The 16,674-nt window shown below is 55.5% G+C and carries 12 protein-coding genes; 4 read left to right on the plus strand and 8 right to left on the minus strand.

The genetic code is table 11. The features are described 5' to 3' along the window. Positions 1-340: 340 nt before the first annotated feature. Positions 341-1,846 carry an MFS transporter gene (locus tag LAO76_24210; GenBank protein MBZ5494038.1) on the minus strand — a complete coding sequence of 502 codons (1,506 nt, stop codon included), beginning with the start codon at positions 1,844-1,846 and terminating at the stop codon, positions 341-343. Between the two features lie 62 nt (positions 1,847-1,908). Between LAO76_24210 and LAO76_24215 the strand changes: the two genes are divergently transcribed. Further along, positions 1,909-2,424 carry a hypothetical protein gene (locus LAO76_24215; protein ID MBZ5494039.1) on the plus strand — a complete coding sequence of 172 codons (516 nt, stop codon included), beginning with the start codon at positions 1,909-1,911 and terminating at the stop codon, positions 2,422-2,424. A 51-nt stretch (positions 2,425-2,475) separates the two neighbouring features. Here the strand turns inward: LAO76_24215 and LAO76_24220 are convergent, their stop codons facing one another. From LAO76_24220 to LAO76_24250, 7 genes are all read right to left on the minus strand, one after another. Continuing rightward, the gene (locus LAO76_24220; protein MBZ5494040.1) at positions 2,476-2,664 is read right to left on the minus strand and encodes a tautomerase family protein; all 189 of its coding nucleotides are present in this window, start codon (positions 2,662-2,664) and stop codon (positions 2,476-2,478) included. A gap of 99 nt (positions 2,665-2,763) precedes the next feature. Next, positions 2,764-7,404, minus strand: a complete 4,641-nt coding sequence (locus LAO76_24225) for an Ig-like domain repeat protein (protein MBZ5494041.1) — start codon at positions 7,402-7,404, stop codon at positions 2,764-2,766. A 265-nt stretch (positions 7,405-7,669) separates the two neighbouring features. Next, a complete protein-coding gene (ndk, locus tag LAO76_24230; protein MBZ5494042.1) occupies positions 7,670-8,095 on the minus strand; it encodes a nucleoside-diphosphate kinase in 426 nt (141 codons plus the stop codon). 76 nt (positions 8,096-8,171) lie between these two features. Further along, complete coding sequence (sucD, locus tag LAO76_24235; GenBank protein ID MBZ5494043.1) at positions 8,172-9,056, minus strand: succinate--CoA ligase subunit alpha; 885 nt, start codon at positions 9,054-9,056, stop codon at positions 8,172-8,174. After that, positions 9,056-10,231: an ADP-forming succinate--CoA ligase subunit beta gene (gene sucC, locus LAO76_24240; GenBank protein MBZ5494044.1), complete on the minus strand. Its 1,176-nt coding sequence runs from the start codon at positions 10,229-10,231 to the stop codon at positions 9,056-9,058. Before sucC ends, sucD begins: the two co-directional genes overlap by 1 nt. A gap of 413 nt (positions 10,232-10,644) precedes the next feature. Then, the gene (locus LAO76_24245; protein MBZ5494045.1) at positions 10,645-11,271 is read right to left on the minus strand and encodes a hypothetical protein; all 627 of its coding nucleotides are present in this window, start codon (positions 11,269-11,271) and stop codon (positions 10,645-10,647) included. Between the two features lie 6 nt (positions 11,272-11,277). Continuing rightward, positions 11,278-12,282, minus strand: a complete 1,005-nt coding sequence (locus LAO76_24250; protein MBZ5494046.1) for a site-specific DNA-methyltransferase — start codon at positions 12,280-12,282, stop codon at positions 11,278-11,280. Positions 12,283-12,501: 219 nt separating this feature from the next. Between LAO76_24250 and trpD the strand changes: the two genes are divergently transcribed. From trpD to LAO76_24265, 3 genes are all read left to right on the plus strand, one after another. Beyond that, positions 12,502-13,554 (plus strand): anthranilate phosphoribosyltransferase, encoded by a 1,053-nt coding sequence (gene trpD, locus LAO76_24255; GenBank protein MBZ5494047.1) that lies wholly within the window; start codon positions 12,502-12,504, stop codon positions 13,552-13,554. Between the two features lie 189 nt (positions 13,555-13,743). After that, positions 13,744-15,270: a UDP-N-acetylmuramoyl-L-alanyl-D-glutamate--2,6-diaminopimelate ligase gene (locus LAO76_24260; protein ID MBZ5494048.1), complete on the plus strand. Its 1,527-nt coding sequence runs from the start codon at positions 13,744-13,746 to the stop codon at positions 15,268-15,270. Then, positions 15,267-16,640 carry a UDP-N-acetylmuramoyl-tripeptide--D-alanyl-D-alanine ligase gene (locus LAO76_24265; GenBank protein ID MBZ5494049.1) on the plus strand — a complete coding sequence of 458 codons (1,374 nt, stop codon included), beginning with the start codon at positions 15,267-15,269 and terminating at the stop codon, positions 16,638-16,640. Before LAO76_24260 ends, LAO76_24265 begins: the two co-directional genes overlap by 4 nt. Positions 16,641-16,674 lie beyond the last annotated feature (34 nt).

Below are 16,674 nucleotides of genomic sequence, written 5' to 3' on the forward strand. Positions count from 1 at the left end.
TTCCCCGAACCCCAACCCCCTGCTGGAGAACAACGAGGGTGCATTGTGACTCTGTTGACTGTCTCAAATCAGGGGTTCACTATTCACAATCACATCTGTGGGATAAATTTTCTGTCTCACCTCAGGGGTGCACCTCAAAACCTACGCCAAAGTGGGATGGCCGGGGATACATGGGGAGGGGGTAGGGGAGCCTGAGAGTGTTAACTAGAAAGTAAATTTTGGGAAATTGCCAGAAGTGCCAAAATTGCCAAAGAATCGCCGGGATCGAAGAGCAAAACCTACCACGGAGACACCGAGACACGGAGTAAACACGGATGGTACTGATCGGAAGATAAGATCGTTACGCTGCCCGAGCGGGCGGATCTTCCAAGCCAGTTGCTGAGAGCGGCGTGCTGATCGACTCCAGCGATCGCTGCTCAGCGCGGACGCCGATGAAAGCTTCAACCACGGCGGCAGCGATCATGAGAATCGCGCCGGCAAGGTATCCGCGGAAGAGCGCGGTGCGCGAGCCGGTCTGGATGAGCAAGCCGAAGATGAAAGGCGCAGCGACACCGCCGGCGAGCGTTCCGGCAGCATAGAAGACGGCGATGGCAAGGCCTCGGATCTCAAGCGGAAAGATTTCGCTCACAGTGAGGTATGCGGAGCTGGCGGCTGCCGACGCGACGAAGAAAATGATGGTCCAGCAGAGCGCCTGGGTTTGTGCGGTGAGCAGGCCGTGCTGAAAGGCCCATCCGCTGAGAGCGAGCAGGACGCCGGAGAGCGCGTAGGTGATGGTGATCATCTGTCGGCGGCCAACGGTATCAAACAGGCGGCCGAGCACGAGTGGACCGATGAAGTTTCCCAGCGCGAAAGGGAAAAGATAGAGCCCAACTTTTTGCGCAGGCAGCCCGTAAAACGTGACCAGCACCAGCGAGTAAGTAAAGAAGATGGCGTTATAGAAAAAAGCCTGCGAGGTCATAAGTGCCATGGCAAGCCATGACCGAGAAGGATGCTGCACGGCAATGGCGCGCCAGATTTCACGAAATGGAGTATGGCTGCGCGGACGGATGTGGATGCGTGCATCGGGCGCGAGCGGAGGCAGCAGTTCAGGATGATGCGAGATGCGGCGCTCGATATCGGTCATGATCTGTTCGGCTTCAGGTTCCCGGCCATGCGTCATGAGCCAGCGCGGGCTTTCAGGAATGGCGTGGCGCAGAAAAATTACGATCAGCCCCAGCACCGCGCCGATGGCGAACGCCATCCGCCAGCCAAGGCTGATGGGAACGATGCCGGTATCAAGCAGCGCGATGACGGCAGCCGAGCCGATGGCAGCGCCGATCCAGAAGCTGGCGTTGATGATGAGATCAACGCGGCCGCGGACGCGCGCGGGGATCAGTTCGTCGATAGCGGAGTTGATGGCGGAATATTCACCGCCAATGCCCGCGCCGGTAAGCGCACGAAACAACGCGTAAGAAGCGAAGTTCCAGGAGAAAGCCGTGAGCGCAGTGGCGCTGAGATAGAGCAGCAGAGTGATGGTAAAAAGGCGCTTGCGGCCCAGACGGTCTGTGAGGTAGCCGAAAAAAAGCGCGCCAGTGACTGCGCCGATGAGATAAAAAGTTGCGCTGGCTCCGATCTGCGCGTCAGAAAGTGCGAGCGTATCCTGGCGCTTGAGTACAGCGCCAACAGCGCCGGCGAGCGTGACTTCAAGTCCGTCGAGCACCCAGGTGATGCCCAGCGCGATGACGACGAGCCAGTGCCAGCGGCTCCAGGGCAGACGGTCGAGCCGCGCAGGGACGTCACTTACGATGATGGAGCGACTGATGGTTTCTGTGGCCACGCCGATAGGAATGCAGAACGCAAGCCGCAGGATGTCCGGAGAGAGCTGCTATGCTGGTGATCGCAGCCCAAAAAAGGACGGAGACAATTTCCATGAAGCATTGCATCTGTACGATTTTTGCCGGATGTGCACTGGCGCTGGCCGCAGGTTCCGCAGCAGCGCAGGCTGGCGCGCACAGCGTTGTGCCGTCCTCGGGCAAGGCCATGTGCTCCGCGCTGACGCCCGCGGACTTTACCAAAGCCGGAGTGCCGGTGCAGTCGCTAAGCCAGGCGAACCTTGACGGCAATGATGGCGCATACTGCGTTTACCAGAGCAAGGCCGGTAAGGTGGAGTTTGACATCTTTTTTCTTGCCGGGAAAACACCGCAGGAAATAAGCGGCACAGAAAAGACCGTGCTGGGCGAGGGCGGCGCCAAATATGAACACCTGAGAGTGCCCGGTGCGGACAATGCGCAGCTCAGTATGGCGCTGCCGGACCAGCCCGCGTCGGCGGTGATTGTGGTGCGCCGAGGCAAAGCGGTTTTTGACATTATGATTCCCCGCAGCGCAGGCGCGCGCCAGCAACTTCAAGAGCTGGCGCAGATTGTGCTTGGTCGGTTGAAGCAGTAAAGCGCTACGGCATCCGGAAATTAGCAAGCGCACGTTGTAAACAAAGCCCGACTACTTTTTGTCTGCCAGCAAGACGCCTGCGCTTGCGTAGTCCTCGCGAGTGATCTCAATAAATGTGACGACCACTGCTTCTTTCGCGGCTTTGGCGTCTTCCACCATGGCATCGGTGATGCGAGCTGCAATCTTGCGCTTCTGTTCGATAGTGCGACCCTTCAACATGGTGACTTGTATCAATGGCATGGCGTGGCTCCTTTGCAACAATCCGGCGGCAATTATAAATGCAAAAAAGTAAGGGGCCGGAGCTGGCCCCTTACAGAGAGAATGATTGGTGATGCTCGGTTATTTCACCTTCACTTTTATGCTGTTGGAAAGAGCTCCATTGAAGTTTGCATCTCCGGTATATTGCGCGCTGATCATGTGTGTTCCTGTTGCCAGAGTAGATGTGGTGAAAGTGGCAGTGCCGTTATTCAACGGAATTGCGCCGGAGATCGGTGTGGTTCCATCAAAGAACACTACTGATCCGGTCGCAGTCGCTGGAGTCACAGTCGCCATGAACGTGCCTGGGGCTCCGAGTTTGAGGCCATCAATATCTTCAGCCTGAACGAGCGTAATTGCGGTATTGGCTTTGCTCACCGTTTGGATCCAGGCAGCAGAGGTGGATGGATTGACGGCGGCATCGCCACTGTATTGGGCTGTGATGGAGTGAGTCCCAGCGCCCAGAGCAGGAATGGTAAGCGATACCGTTCCGCCAGTGAGAGTCAGGTTGCCGGAGATCGGTGTGGAGCCATCAAAGAACACAACCGTTCCCGTGGCCGAAACCGGAGTTACATTGGCGGCGAACGTGAGTGAGTTGCCAAAGACCGATGGATTGGTCCCGGCGCTCAAACTCAGCAAGGTAACAGAGTTCGCTTTCGGGTTGTTTACGGTCTGCGAGAACGCGGCGGATGTTGAGCCGTTGAAGCTCGCATCGCCGCTGTATTGTGCGGTGATGGAGTGTATTCCGAAAGACAATTGCGACGTAGTGATGCTGGCAGTTCCGCCAACCAGAGTCACGTCGCCGGAGATGGCATTGTTTCCGTCAAAGAAGACCACGGTGCCGGTAGCCGAAGTCGGCGTAACATTCGCGGTAAAAGTTAGGGCATCGCCGACCAGAGATGGATTTGCGCCCGTGGTCAAAGCAACGCTGACGCTGGTGTTGGGTCTGTTGACAGTTTGCGTCAGCGCAGGACTTACAGAAGAGTTCAGTTTGTTGTCGCCCGTGTAACGAGCGGTAATGGAATGCGTTCCCAGACCCAGATCAGCAATGCTGAATGAAGCGGTGCCGTTGCTTAGGGGAATGCTTCCTGAAATTGTCGCGCCGCCATCAAGGAACTGGATAGAGCCATTCCCGGTCGTCGGCGTCAGCGTGGCGTTAAATACCAGGTTATCGCCCAAGGTTGAGGGATTGGAACCGGTGCTTAACGTAACGGCCAGGCTGCTGGCTGAAGTGCGCAGCAGCACAGGATTGTTTCGTGGATTCTGCAGGACCATGGGCCAATCATTGTTAGCAGCGACAAAAGGAGCGGGAGTCTGCAGCATTGTCACAGCTCCCGGGAAGACAGTTGGCGCGGAAAGGCCGTAAGCCACTGCGATGTCGGTTGCGCCATCTTGGTTGAAATCACCAATGGTGGCTGCTGCGTCGAAATTCGGCTCAAAATTGTTCACCCCGGTGAGCGCCCAGGTTTTCAGGACGCTACCATCAATATGAAAAGCGCGCAATTGAAGGCCGCCAGAATTGAAATCGTTCAATGGAACTACAATTTCCGGCAAACCGTCACCATCGATATCAGCGATCAATGGCCGCAGGTAGGTGAGGCTGTTCGCCATTGGGAGCGGCCAGGCGCTGGAGAAAAGGGTGCCGTCGGGATTGAAGATATAAAGTCCGGACCCGTTGGAGACCACTATCTCTTCGTGCCCATCGCGCCTCAGGTCGCCGACGGCGACACCAGGGTAGCTGTAAAAACTGCTGTTCGATGCTGAAATGTCCACCGGCCAGCCGGGCCGTTCTGAACCATCGGGCTGGAAAACGTGAATCGCTGCCTGGGTTCCAAGCGAATCGCTGTGGTTGACAAGAATCGTCTCAAGCTTACCGTTATGGTCGAGATCAGCGGCAGCCATTCCTGCTGGAACGCCTGTGAGTATTGGCGCATTGAACGGCTTTGCCGTGCCGTCATGATTGAAAAGGCGCAAGGCATAGGTTGTTGTAGTGAGCCCATCTAGCACCAGGATGTCTTTGAGCCCATCGCCATCAAAATCTCCGGCGATTACCCTTGTTAGGTTGAATGTACCGGACATGAAATTGTTGTCCTGTACCTGAATAGGAAAGCCGCTAGCCTGTTGTCCGTCTGGTTTCCAGGCAAAAACGTAGGCAAAACGGTTGCTGGGGCTAAAATCCCCGCCCACGGTTATGCTTTCCAGTTGAAAGTCATTATTTAAATCTTCGAGCACGATAGGAAAGTTTGAAAGGAAAACGTTGAGACCAGGTGCGAATACATCGAACGTGTTATCCGGATGAAACACGTCGATGACATTGAAATCCGCCATGACTGCCTCATCCCCGGGCAAACCATCAAGGTTTCCAGCGGATGGCTGGTGATCGCCGCCAAACTGGTTGAGAACAGCTTTTTGCGAGGAACCATCAGGATTTATGATCCATGATGCTCCGGGCGCTGCGCTCTGGGCAGGGTTCTCCGTTACCAGGCGATAGCTTCCGTCAGGATTGAGCGCGGGCACCACGGGGCATTCAAGACATGGCGTGGTATCAAGGAATACAGGCCAGGCAAACGAGAGTAGATCTGGCTCAAGGTAGATTCGCGTAAAGGCTTGCCCGAATTGATTCCCATTCACGGTAAGCAGAATTGAATAGAATCCCGCCTGCGTGATTGCAGAGGTATCCCATGTTGCAAGTTGTGTGTTGGCTAAAGGCAAAAAACCATCGCCGACGAGAGTGATGCCGCTGGTTTGCCACACGCCATCCGGGCCTGCCCACTGCACCGTAAAACTCTGGAAGTTCGGCACCGCCGCCGTTCCAATGATCGGAAGCAAAAAGCCTGGTTTATATGTTGACGCTATTGCCGGGGGGCTGGTTATCTGCACGAAAGTCAAAGTGAATTGCGTGCTATCTACAAAGGCGAGTCCATTGGTATTGAACGCGGTAAGGCGGATGGTATACGTGCCCTGGGACAAGTTGCTGGGATCCAACTGGCCAAGCACTCCGGAAGTAGGCGTGGTGCTGCTAAAGAACGGCGTAAAGAAAAATGGCTGTGTCCCGGCCCCATACTCCAGCAAGTAGCTGGCGAAACCTGTTCCTTGTGCCGAGCCTAGAATCGTAATTGGATCAATCGGTGTGGCACCGAATTGTATCCCTGTAATCTTGGGCTCCAGGGGATTAACAATGGTGAGGGCCGCTGCCGCGTTGAGCTTACCAGCGCCAAATCTGGAATCGAAAGGAACGGTGGTATCGGAGATATGAAGGATTTGCCGAACCAGATCGGTGGTATAGGTTGGATTTCCAGACAAAATAAGCGCAACAGTGCCTGAAACATGGGGCGCAGCCATGCTGGTGCCTGTCATCCGGGTATATCCATCGATTACAGGCTGGCCCTGGAACGTCCCAGCCGCTTGCAGGGAAAGGATGTCCTCACCGGGAGCTGTCACGTCAATCCTGGGACCAAAGTTTGAAAAGAAGCTGAAATTTCCAAAAGGATCATGAGAAGCCACAGTGATGGCTTCAGGCGAATTTGCCGGGAAGAAATTCGTTGCATCCTGGCCCGAATTTCCTGCCGCGGCCACAAAAACCGTGCCAAGTCCGGTAGCAAACTGGATTGCTTCTTCAATGGACTGTGAACTGCTGTCTGTTCCCCACGACGCATTGATCACGTCCGCGCCATTGCTGGCGGCATAGATGATGGCCGGAGCCAGAGTAAAGTCGAAGCCAAAGCCGTTGTCGTCCAGCGCTTTCAGCGGCATGATTTTCGAATGCCATGCGACGCCAATCACACCAATGCTGTTATTGCCAAGCGCAGCAATGGTTCCAGCGACGTGTGTCCCGTGGCCATTGCGGTCACTGGGGTCATTGTTGTTAAAAATGAAATTCCAGCCGCGGACATCGTCCACAAAGCCATTGCCATCGTCATCAATGAAATTTCCATCCACTTCATTGATGTTTGTCCATATATTGGCCGCAATATCAGGATGGTTATAATCCACACCGGTATCAACCACGGCGACCACTGTGCCGTCACCTTGTGTCGTGTCCCATGCCGCAGGAGCGTTAATGGCAAACAGACCCCATAGGTCCTGATAAGGTTGTCCCCAGGTGCCGCTAGTCGCAAGGAATGGATCGTTAGGTAGCTGGTTGGTAGAAAAGGTGTGGGTTGGTTCGGCGAACTCAACATCTGGGTCTGCCTTTAACCGCTCCAGCGTGCGCGCCTTCTGTTGCGGAGTCAAGCTGCCCAAATCAAGGAGATATGTGCGCGAAACCTCAGGCAGGGCCTTAGCGTGCGCTACCCGGCGGGCACGAGCCGCGAAATGCTGCCGGATATTCTCTGCCAGTTGCGCATCCGACCATCCATGCTGCTTTTTTGCCCGAATCATCTGCGGGTAAAGAGGCGTGAGCTGCCGAGCGCCATATCGCCCCAGGAAGCTGATGATTCGCGGCGTTGCACCTTGGCCGGCGCGAATTTTCATTGGCTGGCCTGCCGCCACATTTGAGAGCTGCCTCTCTGCCTCTGAAGCCAGCGAAGGTTTGATTTTAACGATGATTTGCCCGCTGGTCGGTGCTGCCGCTCCCGCTACCGCCTGGGCCTGCATACGCCCGGACTGCCCCATCAACAAAAACAACAAGATTCCTGCGGCAAGGCTGGAACCTCTCAACTTCTTAGAAGTGGCAATAGTGAGGGATGGAAGTGACAAAGGTAGGTTGCAGCCAGAGAATGGCATGAATATACTCTTTTCTATACCGAAAGCAGACAGTATTGAATGGATTAGTGGATAGAGCGGAGCTGATTGTACTTTAAATGAAGATCGTTATGGTAGTAGATGGATGGAATCAGGCTGTGGAATTATCCATTACTTAAGTGCGGTGTACTAAATCTATAGCTGAAGCCATACTAAACTAGAAGAATGCGGCCAGCCAAACAATACTTCAGGCCAAAAGCTTAGGTGGCAATAAAAATCCATTGCCACCTTTGATGGTCCCTGGATGCTAGCGGTTCAATTCGTATCCGGCAAAGAAGTAGCTGAGCTCGAAACGTGCAGTGTCGTCGGCATCGGAGCCGTGGATAGCGTTATGCTCAATGCTTGATGCCCACTTCTTACGGATCGTGCCTTCTTCGGCGTTCGCGGGATTGGTGGCTCCCATCAGCTTGCGCAGGTCGGCGATGGCATTATCTTTTTCCAGTGCCAGCACAACAATCGGCCCGCTGGACATGAACGTGGTCAAGGAATCAAAAAATGGACGGCTGGCGTGCACTGCGTAAAACCCCTCTGCTTGTTGTTTGTTGATTTCCAACATCCGCATGCCAATGATTCGGAAACCTTTTTCCTGAAGCATATGGATAATGTCACCCGTGGCGCCTTTGGCTACGGCGTCGGGTTTTACGATGGAAAATGTGCGCTGCAATGTATGCATTCCTGGTCTTGTGCTCCTGTCAAAATGAATTGCTGATCTTTTCCTTTGCGACCTTCGCGCTCTTTGCGGTGAATCCCTAAACTTTTGCGGTGCCGATCCGGTCGAGCAGCGTCTGCGCCATCATGGCCGGAGACTTGGCCACGGCAATCCCCGCCGCTTCCAGCGCCTTGATCTTGTCTGCCGCGGTGCCTTGTCCGCCGGAAATGATTGCGCCCGCGTGACCCATGCGGCGTCCCGGAGGCGCTGTCTGACCGGCGATAAACGAGACCACCGGCTTCTTTACATGTTGTTTCACGTAGGCAGCAGCGGTTTCTTCCGCGTTGCCGCCAATTTCTCCGATCATGATGATGGCGTGCGTTTCCGGGTCTTCGTTGAACAGCTTGAGCGCGTCCACAAAATTTGTGCCGATGATGGGATCGCCGCCAATGCCGATCGCCGTCGATTGGCCAATGCTGCGTTGCGTAAGCTGAAAAACGGCTTCGTATGTCAGCGTGCCGGAGCGCGAAACGATTCCCACGTTTCCTTCTTTATGGATGTGTCCGGGCATAATGCCGACTTTGGCCTTACCGGGAGAAATGATGCCGGGACAGTTTGGCCCAATCAGCCGCGACTTGCCTTTGATTTTCAGAAACTCATAAGCGCGGACCATGTCCAGAACCGGAATTCCTTCCGTGATAGAAATAATTAATGGGACTTCAGCGTCAATCGCTTCCAGCAAAGCGTCGGCGGCAAACTGCGGCGGAACAAAAATAATCGTTGCATTAGCGCCGGTCTTTTCTTTGGCTTCCGCCACTGTATTAAAGATAGGCCAGCCTTCATGCGTGGTGCCGCCCTTGCCCGGCGTAACTCCGCCAACAATGTTGGTGCCATAAGCAGCGCAGGTCTTGGCGTGGAACGTGCCTTCACGTCCGGTAATTCCCTGGATCATCAGCCGCGTGGATTTATCGACAAGAATCGCCATTACCGGCCTCCCGCGGCAGCCACAACTTTTTCCGCTGCGTCTTTCATCGTCTCCGCCACCTGGAAATTCAGCCCGGACTTTTTCAGAATCTCGCGGCCCTGCTCCACGTTTGTGCCTTCCAGCCGAAGCACCAGCGGCAGCTTCAGGTTCGTCGCTTTTGCGGCCTGCACAACGCCATCAGCCAGCGTATCCACACGCAGTATGCCGCCAAAAATATTGATCAGGATGGCCTTCACATTCTTGTCGCTCAGCAGGATTTCAAACGCGTGGCCAATCTGCTCTGCGTTGGCGCCGCCACCCACGTCCAGAAAGTTTGCCGGCGCCCCGCCCGCATACTTGATGATGTCCATCGTCGCCATGGCCAGCCCCGCGCCGTTGACCAGGCACGCAATGTTGCCGTCCAGCTTGATGTAATTCAGGTTGTATTTTGAAGCTTCCACTTCCAGCGGATCTTCCTCGCTGATGTCGCGCAACTCTTTCAGGTCTTTATGGCGGAAGAGTGCATTGTCGTCAAAGCCAAACTTGGCGTCCAGCGCAAACACGCGCCCGTCTGTCGTCGTAATAAAAGGATTGATCTCGCACAGTGAAGCGTCCGTATCCACAAACGCGCGATATAGGCCGGTCATCAGCTTTACCGCTTCATTGACCTGCGTGCCTTTTAGCCCCAGGCCAAAGGCCAGCTTGCGCGCGTGAAATGCCTGAAAGCCGATCGTGGGATCAATCGCTTCTTTGATGATCGCCTTGGGATCTTTCGCCGCGACCTCTTCAATCTCCATGCCGCCCGCGGCCGACGCCATAAACACCGGCCTCGCCGTCGCGCGATCAACCACGATCCCGAGATACAGTTCGCGGTCAATCGGCAGCGTTTCTTCAATCAGCAGCCGCTGCACAATCTTGCCTTCCGGGCCAGTCTGGTGCGTCACCAGGCGCATGCCCAGGATCTTGTCCGCCCATTGCTTGGCTTCTTCCAGGTTCTTGGCCACCTTCACGCCGCCGCCTTTGCCGCGGCCTCCGGCATGGATCTGGGCTTTCACCACCACGCCTTTTGCACCTTCTTCAAACAGCCGGTGCGCGGCCTTTTCCGCCTCGGCGCGGGTCAGGGCCATCTCGCCGCGAGGCACGGCCACGCCATACTTCGCAAGGATTGTCTTCGCCTGGTACTCGTGAATTTTCATGTCTGGGGTTCTGTTGGCGTTCTATTTGGTGTTCAATTTAACTGGAGCGTTCATACAGCAGACGTCAGTGCGCTGAAGGGAACCTGTGATTCTATAAGAGTGGTGAGGAGTTCCGCAAACTCGCGAAGCCAATTTTCTCGGCCTTTCAGAACATTTTTCATGATCAAGGGTCATTCCAAGACCGACACAGGAACCCGATCTAGGCTTCGATACAGATTGAGGCAGGTGAGGGAGCCTCGTTCGCTGGCGTTCTGTGTTACAGACCAAGTTCCTGAATAAGATTCGCAACTCCAGTTAGTCAAGCGGACAATTGCACCCGGAGCAAGTTTAGGGGATTCGGATGTTTCACGTAGATGTTTGCATGTGTCATCCTCGCAGGGGCGAGCGAAGAATGTCCACGAGAAATTGGTGGGTCAAATATCAGATTGAGCTTTAGGTTCTAGCTGGTATATCCAGTTCTTCCTGAGTTTCAAAATCCCTTGCCGATCCAGGGTCGCTGTTCTCGTACCTAAGGGGCCTCGTGCGTTTCTGCGAAAATCATGTTCTGTAACTTGGCCCAGATACACTTCAGTAAAGGTCATGGGGGCACGATCCACAGCTGGCTCCGTGCTCTTATCGATGCGGTACACGAAGACGCACATCCACTGGTTCCGAGCGCCATGTGTATCGACAGCGCCTCCAGACTTGCGCGTGGTCTTTATTTCAACTCCGTCAGAGCCTGCCCTTACGCCGTCATTAGGGTATCGGCCCTGCACCAATAAATCTGGATGGCCGTTGAAATGTTGGTTTTGCACTAATGTTCTGGAGTGCCTAGCTAGACTCGCACTTATCATGTCGGAAAGCAAGCCGGACATAATCGCTGGTCGCAGCATATCATCGAGGCGTTGCAAGCCCTTGCTCGACAACAAAACATTTACATCATAAAAAAAGTCGTAAACGTCCTGCAGTGCCAATTCGAAATCTTTAAGGCGGAGTTCGAAAGGGAGCGTTGCATTCTGATTGAATTTCCTGACATCAGGCTCGTTGCGAACGATCGGCATAATGTCTCAGCCCTTTTCAACGGGCATGACAGATAGGGATCGGAAAGCTTGTTTGGCCATCGCAAAATACTCCTCATCTGAGTCGGTGCCAATGGCTCGGGATCCAATGGCCTCCGCCGCAGCCAAGGTTGCTCCGGAACCAGCGAATGGGTCGAAGATGATTCCAATTCCTAGTGGGAGGGCCGCTCGCACCAGTTTCCGCATAAATCGTTGCGGCTTCAGTGAAGGATGAGGCGCGATGTCTTTTTCCGGTGATCGCGTAGGCGAACATTGGATTACATCTTTGAATGGTTCGACGTCTGAAATCCGCCGTAAAGCGCCGGTGCCCCACATACGGAGATTCTCTGCGACTGTACATTCAAAAGGTTTCCTGAAAACGCCCCAAGGTTCCCAGCATGATCGTGGCATTACGCTAAGGTGGGGAAATTCTCCTTCAGCGTTTTTAGGGCGGTCTCCTCCTCGTAAAGTCTGCACCAGGCGAATCACCTCGCCCCTTTTCTCAAACCCTGATTCAATGAAAGCGTGAAATGTCATTGTCGAAACCAAAGGGTTCGATGCGACGAAAACATGCCCCCCTGGAACTAGCGCCTTTAAGAGCCCATAAGCTACTGAGCTAAAGAAACCATGCAAGTTGATAATCTCTTCTTTAGATAACACAGTGAATCTGGGCACAGGACGGCGTTTAGCGCCGTCGAAACTCGGTGGTATTCGCCACACTCCGCCCCGACCCTTTCGCAGCTTGCTATGGTTTTTGTCGTCATATTCGACAATTCCATATGGCGGGTCGGTAACTACTGCGTGAATTGAGTTGTCCGGGAGGTCGGCCAGCCACTTCAGTACATCACTCAATACATACGTGGCACGTGCAGAAAGGTGATGGCGTTTCTGTGCCCCCAAATTCCTCAAAGTCGCCCACGAGCTTTCCTCGCCTTGTCTGAGATCGCTTAACCATGCGGGTTCATCTTCTCGAATCGAAGATATATCCCGAAATGGTGTTTCGAAGAGACCCATCAACTTTCTTCCTTCACAGCATCCTGTCCCCATCCGAGAATAGATGAACTCAATTGTAGGCATGGACTCAAAAGCTTAGCAACAGTTTTCCCGCGAAATTTCTAAACTTGGGGACACTAGCATTTCCAACCAAGCGAACGAAAACATAATTGCTCTCTTTCGAACGACATTTCCATTCCTTAATTCCCCACCCAACCTGCTAATATTCAACCTAATCCCATGATCATCGACGCGCTCTGCAAAATCGCGAACCACCGCACCTCCCTCAGCCGGGAAGAGTCCCGCGCCGTGATGGGCGAGCTGCTGGCCGGCAAGGCCACAGACGCGCAGGTGGCCGCGCTGCTGGTGGCGCTGCACATGAAGGGTGAGACGGTGGAAGAGATCGTCGGCTTTGCTGAAGCCATCCGCGCCGCTGCGCAACCTCTATCTAACGCCGATGGCACCGCGCTCGACGTCAGCGGCACAGAGCGTGAAGCTCTGGTCGATACGTGCGGTACCGGCGGCGATGCCAGCGACACATTCAACATTTCCACCGCCACGGCGCTTACGATCGCTGGAGCTGGCGTTCGCGTCGCTAAGCACGGCAATCGCGGTATCACCTCCAGATGCGGATCGGCTGACGTGATGGAAGCCCTGGGCGTGAACATCACTATTCCGCCGCCGCGCATTGCCGATTGCCTTCGCGAAATCGGCATCGCTTTTATGTTTGCCCCGGCCATGCATGCGGCCACCAAGCACGTTCAGCCGGCGCGCAAAGAACTGCGGCCTCTGCGGTCGGTCTTCAATCTTCTCGGACCGCTCACCAACCCGGCGCGCGCATCGGCGCAGGTCGTTGGAGTGTATTCCGTTGATCTGGTGGAAAAGCTGGCGCAGGCGCTTAAGCTGTTGGGACTGCGGCGCGCCCTTGTCGTGCACGGCGCGGATGGGCTGGATGAAATTTCCATCAGCGGCCCGACGAAGATCGGCGAAGTGCGTGGCGAATGGGTGCGCGTTTATGAAGTCACGCCGGAACAATTTGGACTGGAGCGCGCGCCCATGAGCGCAATTCTGGGCGGCGATCTCAAGACCAATGCCGACATCATTTGGAAACTGCTTGAGGGAGAAAAATCTCCGCGTCGCGATATCGTGCTGATGAATGCCGCCGCTGCGCTGGTCGCCGCCGGCCGCGCTGACTCACTGGCCGATGCCATGCCGATGGCTGTCCAATCAATCGATACCGGAGCTGCCCGCGCCAAGCTGGGCGCGCTGGTAGAGTTCACCAACCGAGTGTAATCGTAGTTTCTCCGTTCAAACCTTTAGCACGGACAACTTCTTACATCCGAGCGAAGCGGGGGCCCTACCGGTAAGGAATCCCTTGGCGTTCTGAAAGAACAAAGTGGCTGATTACGACAGATTCTTGTGGCCAAAGTGATCCCTCACTGCGCTCGGGACTTCGGGAAAAAATGCTTATAATCTAGCTCAATGAACTTCTCTCAACTGTTGTGGGGGCTGGGCGTCTCGCACAGCGGTGGCGATCCGGAAATTTCAGGTCTGGACTACAACTCCCGGCGTGTGAAACCGGGATTTGTCTTCGTCGCCATGCGCGGCGAGAGCAGTGACGGCAATCGCCACATTGATAGCGCCTTGACGAACGGCGCGGTGGCGGTCGTGACAGACTCAAAGTCGGAACAGCCACGCCAGCAGGTTCCATGGGCAGTGATTCCCAACGGACGCCGCGCGCTCTCCCACATGAGCGCTAACTTTTACGGTCATCCGGCGGAGAAGCTCAAGGTCATTGGCATTACCGGCACCAACGGCAAGACCACAACAAGTTTTCTGTGCGAGTCGATCCTCAGACATTGCGCGCGTCCGTCGGCGCTGATTGGAACAATTGAATATCACGTGCCAGCCAAGGCAGGCGCCGACCTTCCATACCGGGTTCTGCCTTCGCCGCACACCACGCCGGAAGCGCTGGAGCTGAACCAGGTCTTTGCTGAAGCGCTGGCCGCAGGTGCGACTCACGCGGTGATGGAAGTTTCGTCGCATGCGCTGGCGCAGGAGCGTGTATGGGGTGTTCCGTATGAAGTGGCGGTGTTCACCAACCTCACACGCGACCATCTGGATTACCACAAGAGCATGGACAGCTACTTTGAGGCCAAAAGCATTCTGTTTTTGGGTTGCGGAACGTGGCCGCCTCGGGCATCAGTGATCAACGCCGACGACGAATACGGTCAGAGCCTGGGTCAAAGCCGCAAAACTTTAAGCCAGCAGGTGATTCTCTATGGAATCCAGAATGGCGATTTCAAGGCAACCAACATCGATTTGCAGCAGGACGGCACGAAGTTTGAGCTCATCACGCCTTCCGGCGGCGTAACTATTAAGACGGCGCTGATCGGCGGCATTAACATTTACAACATCCTGGCGGCAGCGGCTGCCACGTTTGCTTGTGGCTGCTCGCTCCAGCAGATTGCTGAAGCTATTGCGCAATTCAAGCAGGTGCCAGGACGGTTTGAGAAAGTGGATTGCGGCCAGCCTTTCACTGTGGTGGTGGACTATGCCCATACCGACGATGCGCTGCGCAACCTCACGGCGATTGCCCGCGACTTTGCCCGTCGGGGATCAGGGCTGGGCCGGGTGATTACTGTTTTTGGCTGTGGCGGTGATCGTGATCGGACCAAGCGCCCGCTCATGGGGGAGGCCGCCGGGAAGGGAAGCGATTTCGTCGTCCTGACCTCTGACAATCCGCGCACTGAAGATCCGCTGCAGATTATTGGCGATGCGCTGCCCGGCCTTCTCCAGACCGGCACACGGCATGAAGTGGAGCCGGACCGCAAAAAAGCCATCCGCCTGGCGCTGGTTGAAGCCAAGCCGGGCGACGTGGTGTTGATTGCCGGCAAGGGGCATGAGAAAACTCAAGTCACGCGCGAAGGTACATTCCCTTTTGATGATGTGCAGGTCGCGCGGGAAGCGTTACAACAGATCAGCTACGCAGGTGGAGGAGAGAAATGAAGTTGCCGTTGTGGCGAATCGCTGAGTTTGTGGGATCCAAGGGCGAATGCGATCAGGAAGCAGTCGCCATGGGGTATTCCATTGATTCGCGCACGCTCAATCCGGGCGACCTGTTCATTGCGATCGCGGGCGAGCGCTTTGACGGACATAACTACGTGCAAACCGCGCTGGAAAAAGGCGCTGTGGGCGCGATTGTTGAAGCAGGGAAGAAGGTTGAGGGCGATCCGCTGCGGCTGTTGCAAGTAGAAGACTCGCTGAAAGCGCTGCAACTGTTGGGCGCCGCCGCGCGCCGTCTTTGGGGCAAGCCGCTGCTGGCAGTGACGGGATCGGCGGGGAAGACCACAACCAAAGAAATTCTGGCGCACATCCTGGCTACGCGCTTCCGCGTGATGAAGAGTTCCGGCAACCTGAATAACCATATCGGTCTGCCATTGCAGTTGCTGAAGCTGGAAGCCGAACACGACTTGGGCGTCGTCGAGATGGGCATGAACCATGCCGGTGAAATTCGTGCGCTGGGAGCGCTGGCCCATCATGATCTGGCCGTAGTTACCACGGTTGCGCCGGTGCATTTGGAGTTTTTTGCATCGCTCGCGGAGATTGCCCGCGCGAAATACGAGATTATTGAGACGCTGCCTTCCGGCGGCGTGGCCGTGCTAAACGCCGACGATGATTACGTCTGCCAGTTTGGCCGCGATTTCAAAGGCAAAGTCGTCACGTTTGGCATCAAGCGCTCAGCGGACGTGAGCGCGCAGAAGGTCAAACTCAACGGCGCGGAAGGCTCGACGTTTGAGCTGGTCGTGGACAGCGTGGGCGAGCCGGTAACGTTTCCGCTCGTAGGCGAACACAACATTTATAACGCGCTGGGGGCAGCCGCGGCCGCCATGGATCGCGGGATATCGCCATCGCAGGCGGCAGCGGCGCTTTCCAGCATCGCTCCGCCTGACAAGCGCGGCCAGGTGCTGCACCTGAACGGCGCCACCATTATTAATGATTGCTACAACTCCAATCCGCGCGCGTTGGAAGCGATGATTGACACCCTGGCCAGCATGAAAGCCGAGCGCAGGATTCTGGTAGTCGGCGAGATGCTAGAGCTTGGCCCAACGGCTGAAGCGCTGCATCGCGAATGCGGCAAGCACGCGGCAGAAAAGAAAATTGACATGGTGATTGGCGTTCGTGGAATGGCCCGCGCCGTGGCGGAAGCTGCTTGTGGTTCCGGCACGCAAGCCCAGTTTGTGGAAACACCGGAGCAGGCGGGAGAGTGGCTGGCGCGCAATCTTCGTCCTGGAGATGCGGTGCTGCTGAAAGCATCACGCGGGGTAAAGCTGGAACGCGCGCTGGAGGGGTTGCAGGATAAGGTTCCAGCGAAATAGTTTTTTCCACAGCCCAGCGGCCAACGCTGATTAT

Source organism: Terriglobia bacterium (genome assembly GCA_020072645.1).
In the GTDB taxonomy this organism is placed as follows: Bacteria; Acidobacteriota; Terriglobia; order Terriglobales; family Acidobacteriaceae; genus Angelobacter.

What these genes read in the sequence shown, in the direction of transcription:
- sucC (MBZ5494044.1), bottom strand. Translation starts at nt 10,231, where the DNA reads ATGAAAATTCACGAGTACCAGGCGAAGACAATCCTTGCGAAGTATGGC.
- ndk (MBZ5494042.1), bottom strand. Translation starts at nt 8,095, where the DNA reads ATGCATACATTGCAGCGCACATTTTCCATCGTAAAACCCGACGCCGTA.
- LAO76_24265 (MBZ5494049.1), top strand. Translation starts at nt 15,267, where the DNA reads ATGAAGTTGCCGTTGTGGCGAATCGCTGAGTTTGTGGGATCCAAGGGC.
- LAO76_24245 (MBZ5494045.1), bottom strand. Translation starts at nt 11,271, where the DNA reads ATGCCGATCGTTCGCAACGAGCCTGATGTCAGGAAATTCAATCAGAAT.
- LAO76_24260 (MBZ5494048.1), top strand. Translation starts at nt 13,744, where the DNA reads ATGAACTTCTCTCAACTGTTGTGGGGGCTGGGCGTCTCGCACAGCGGT.
- LAO76_24250 (MBZ5494046.1), bottom strand. Translation starts at nt 12,282, where the DNA reads ATGGGTCTCTTCGAAACACCATTTCGGGATATATCTTCGATTCGAGAA.
- LAO76_24215 (MBZ5494039.1), top strand. Translation starts at nt 1,909, where the DNA reads ATGAAGCATTGCATCTGTACGATTTTTGCCGGATGTGCACTGGCGCTG.
- LAO76_24225 (MBZ5494041.1), bottom strand. Translation starts at nt 7,404, where the DNA reads ATGCCATTCTCTGGCTGCAACCTACCTTTGTCACTTCCATCCCTCACT.
- trpD (MBZ5494047.1), top strand. Translation starts at nt 12,502, where the DNA reads ATGATCATCGACGCGCTCTGCAAAATCGCGAACCACCGCACCTCCCTC.
- sucD (MBZ5494043.1), bottom strand. Translation starts at nt 9,056, where the DNA reads ATGGCGATTCTTGTCGATAAATCCACGCGGCTGATGATCCAGGGAATT.
- LAO76_24220 (MBZ5494040.1), bottom strand. Translation starts at nt 2,664, where the DNA reads ATGCCATTGATACAAGTCACCATGTTGAAGGGTCGCACTATCGAACAG.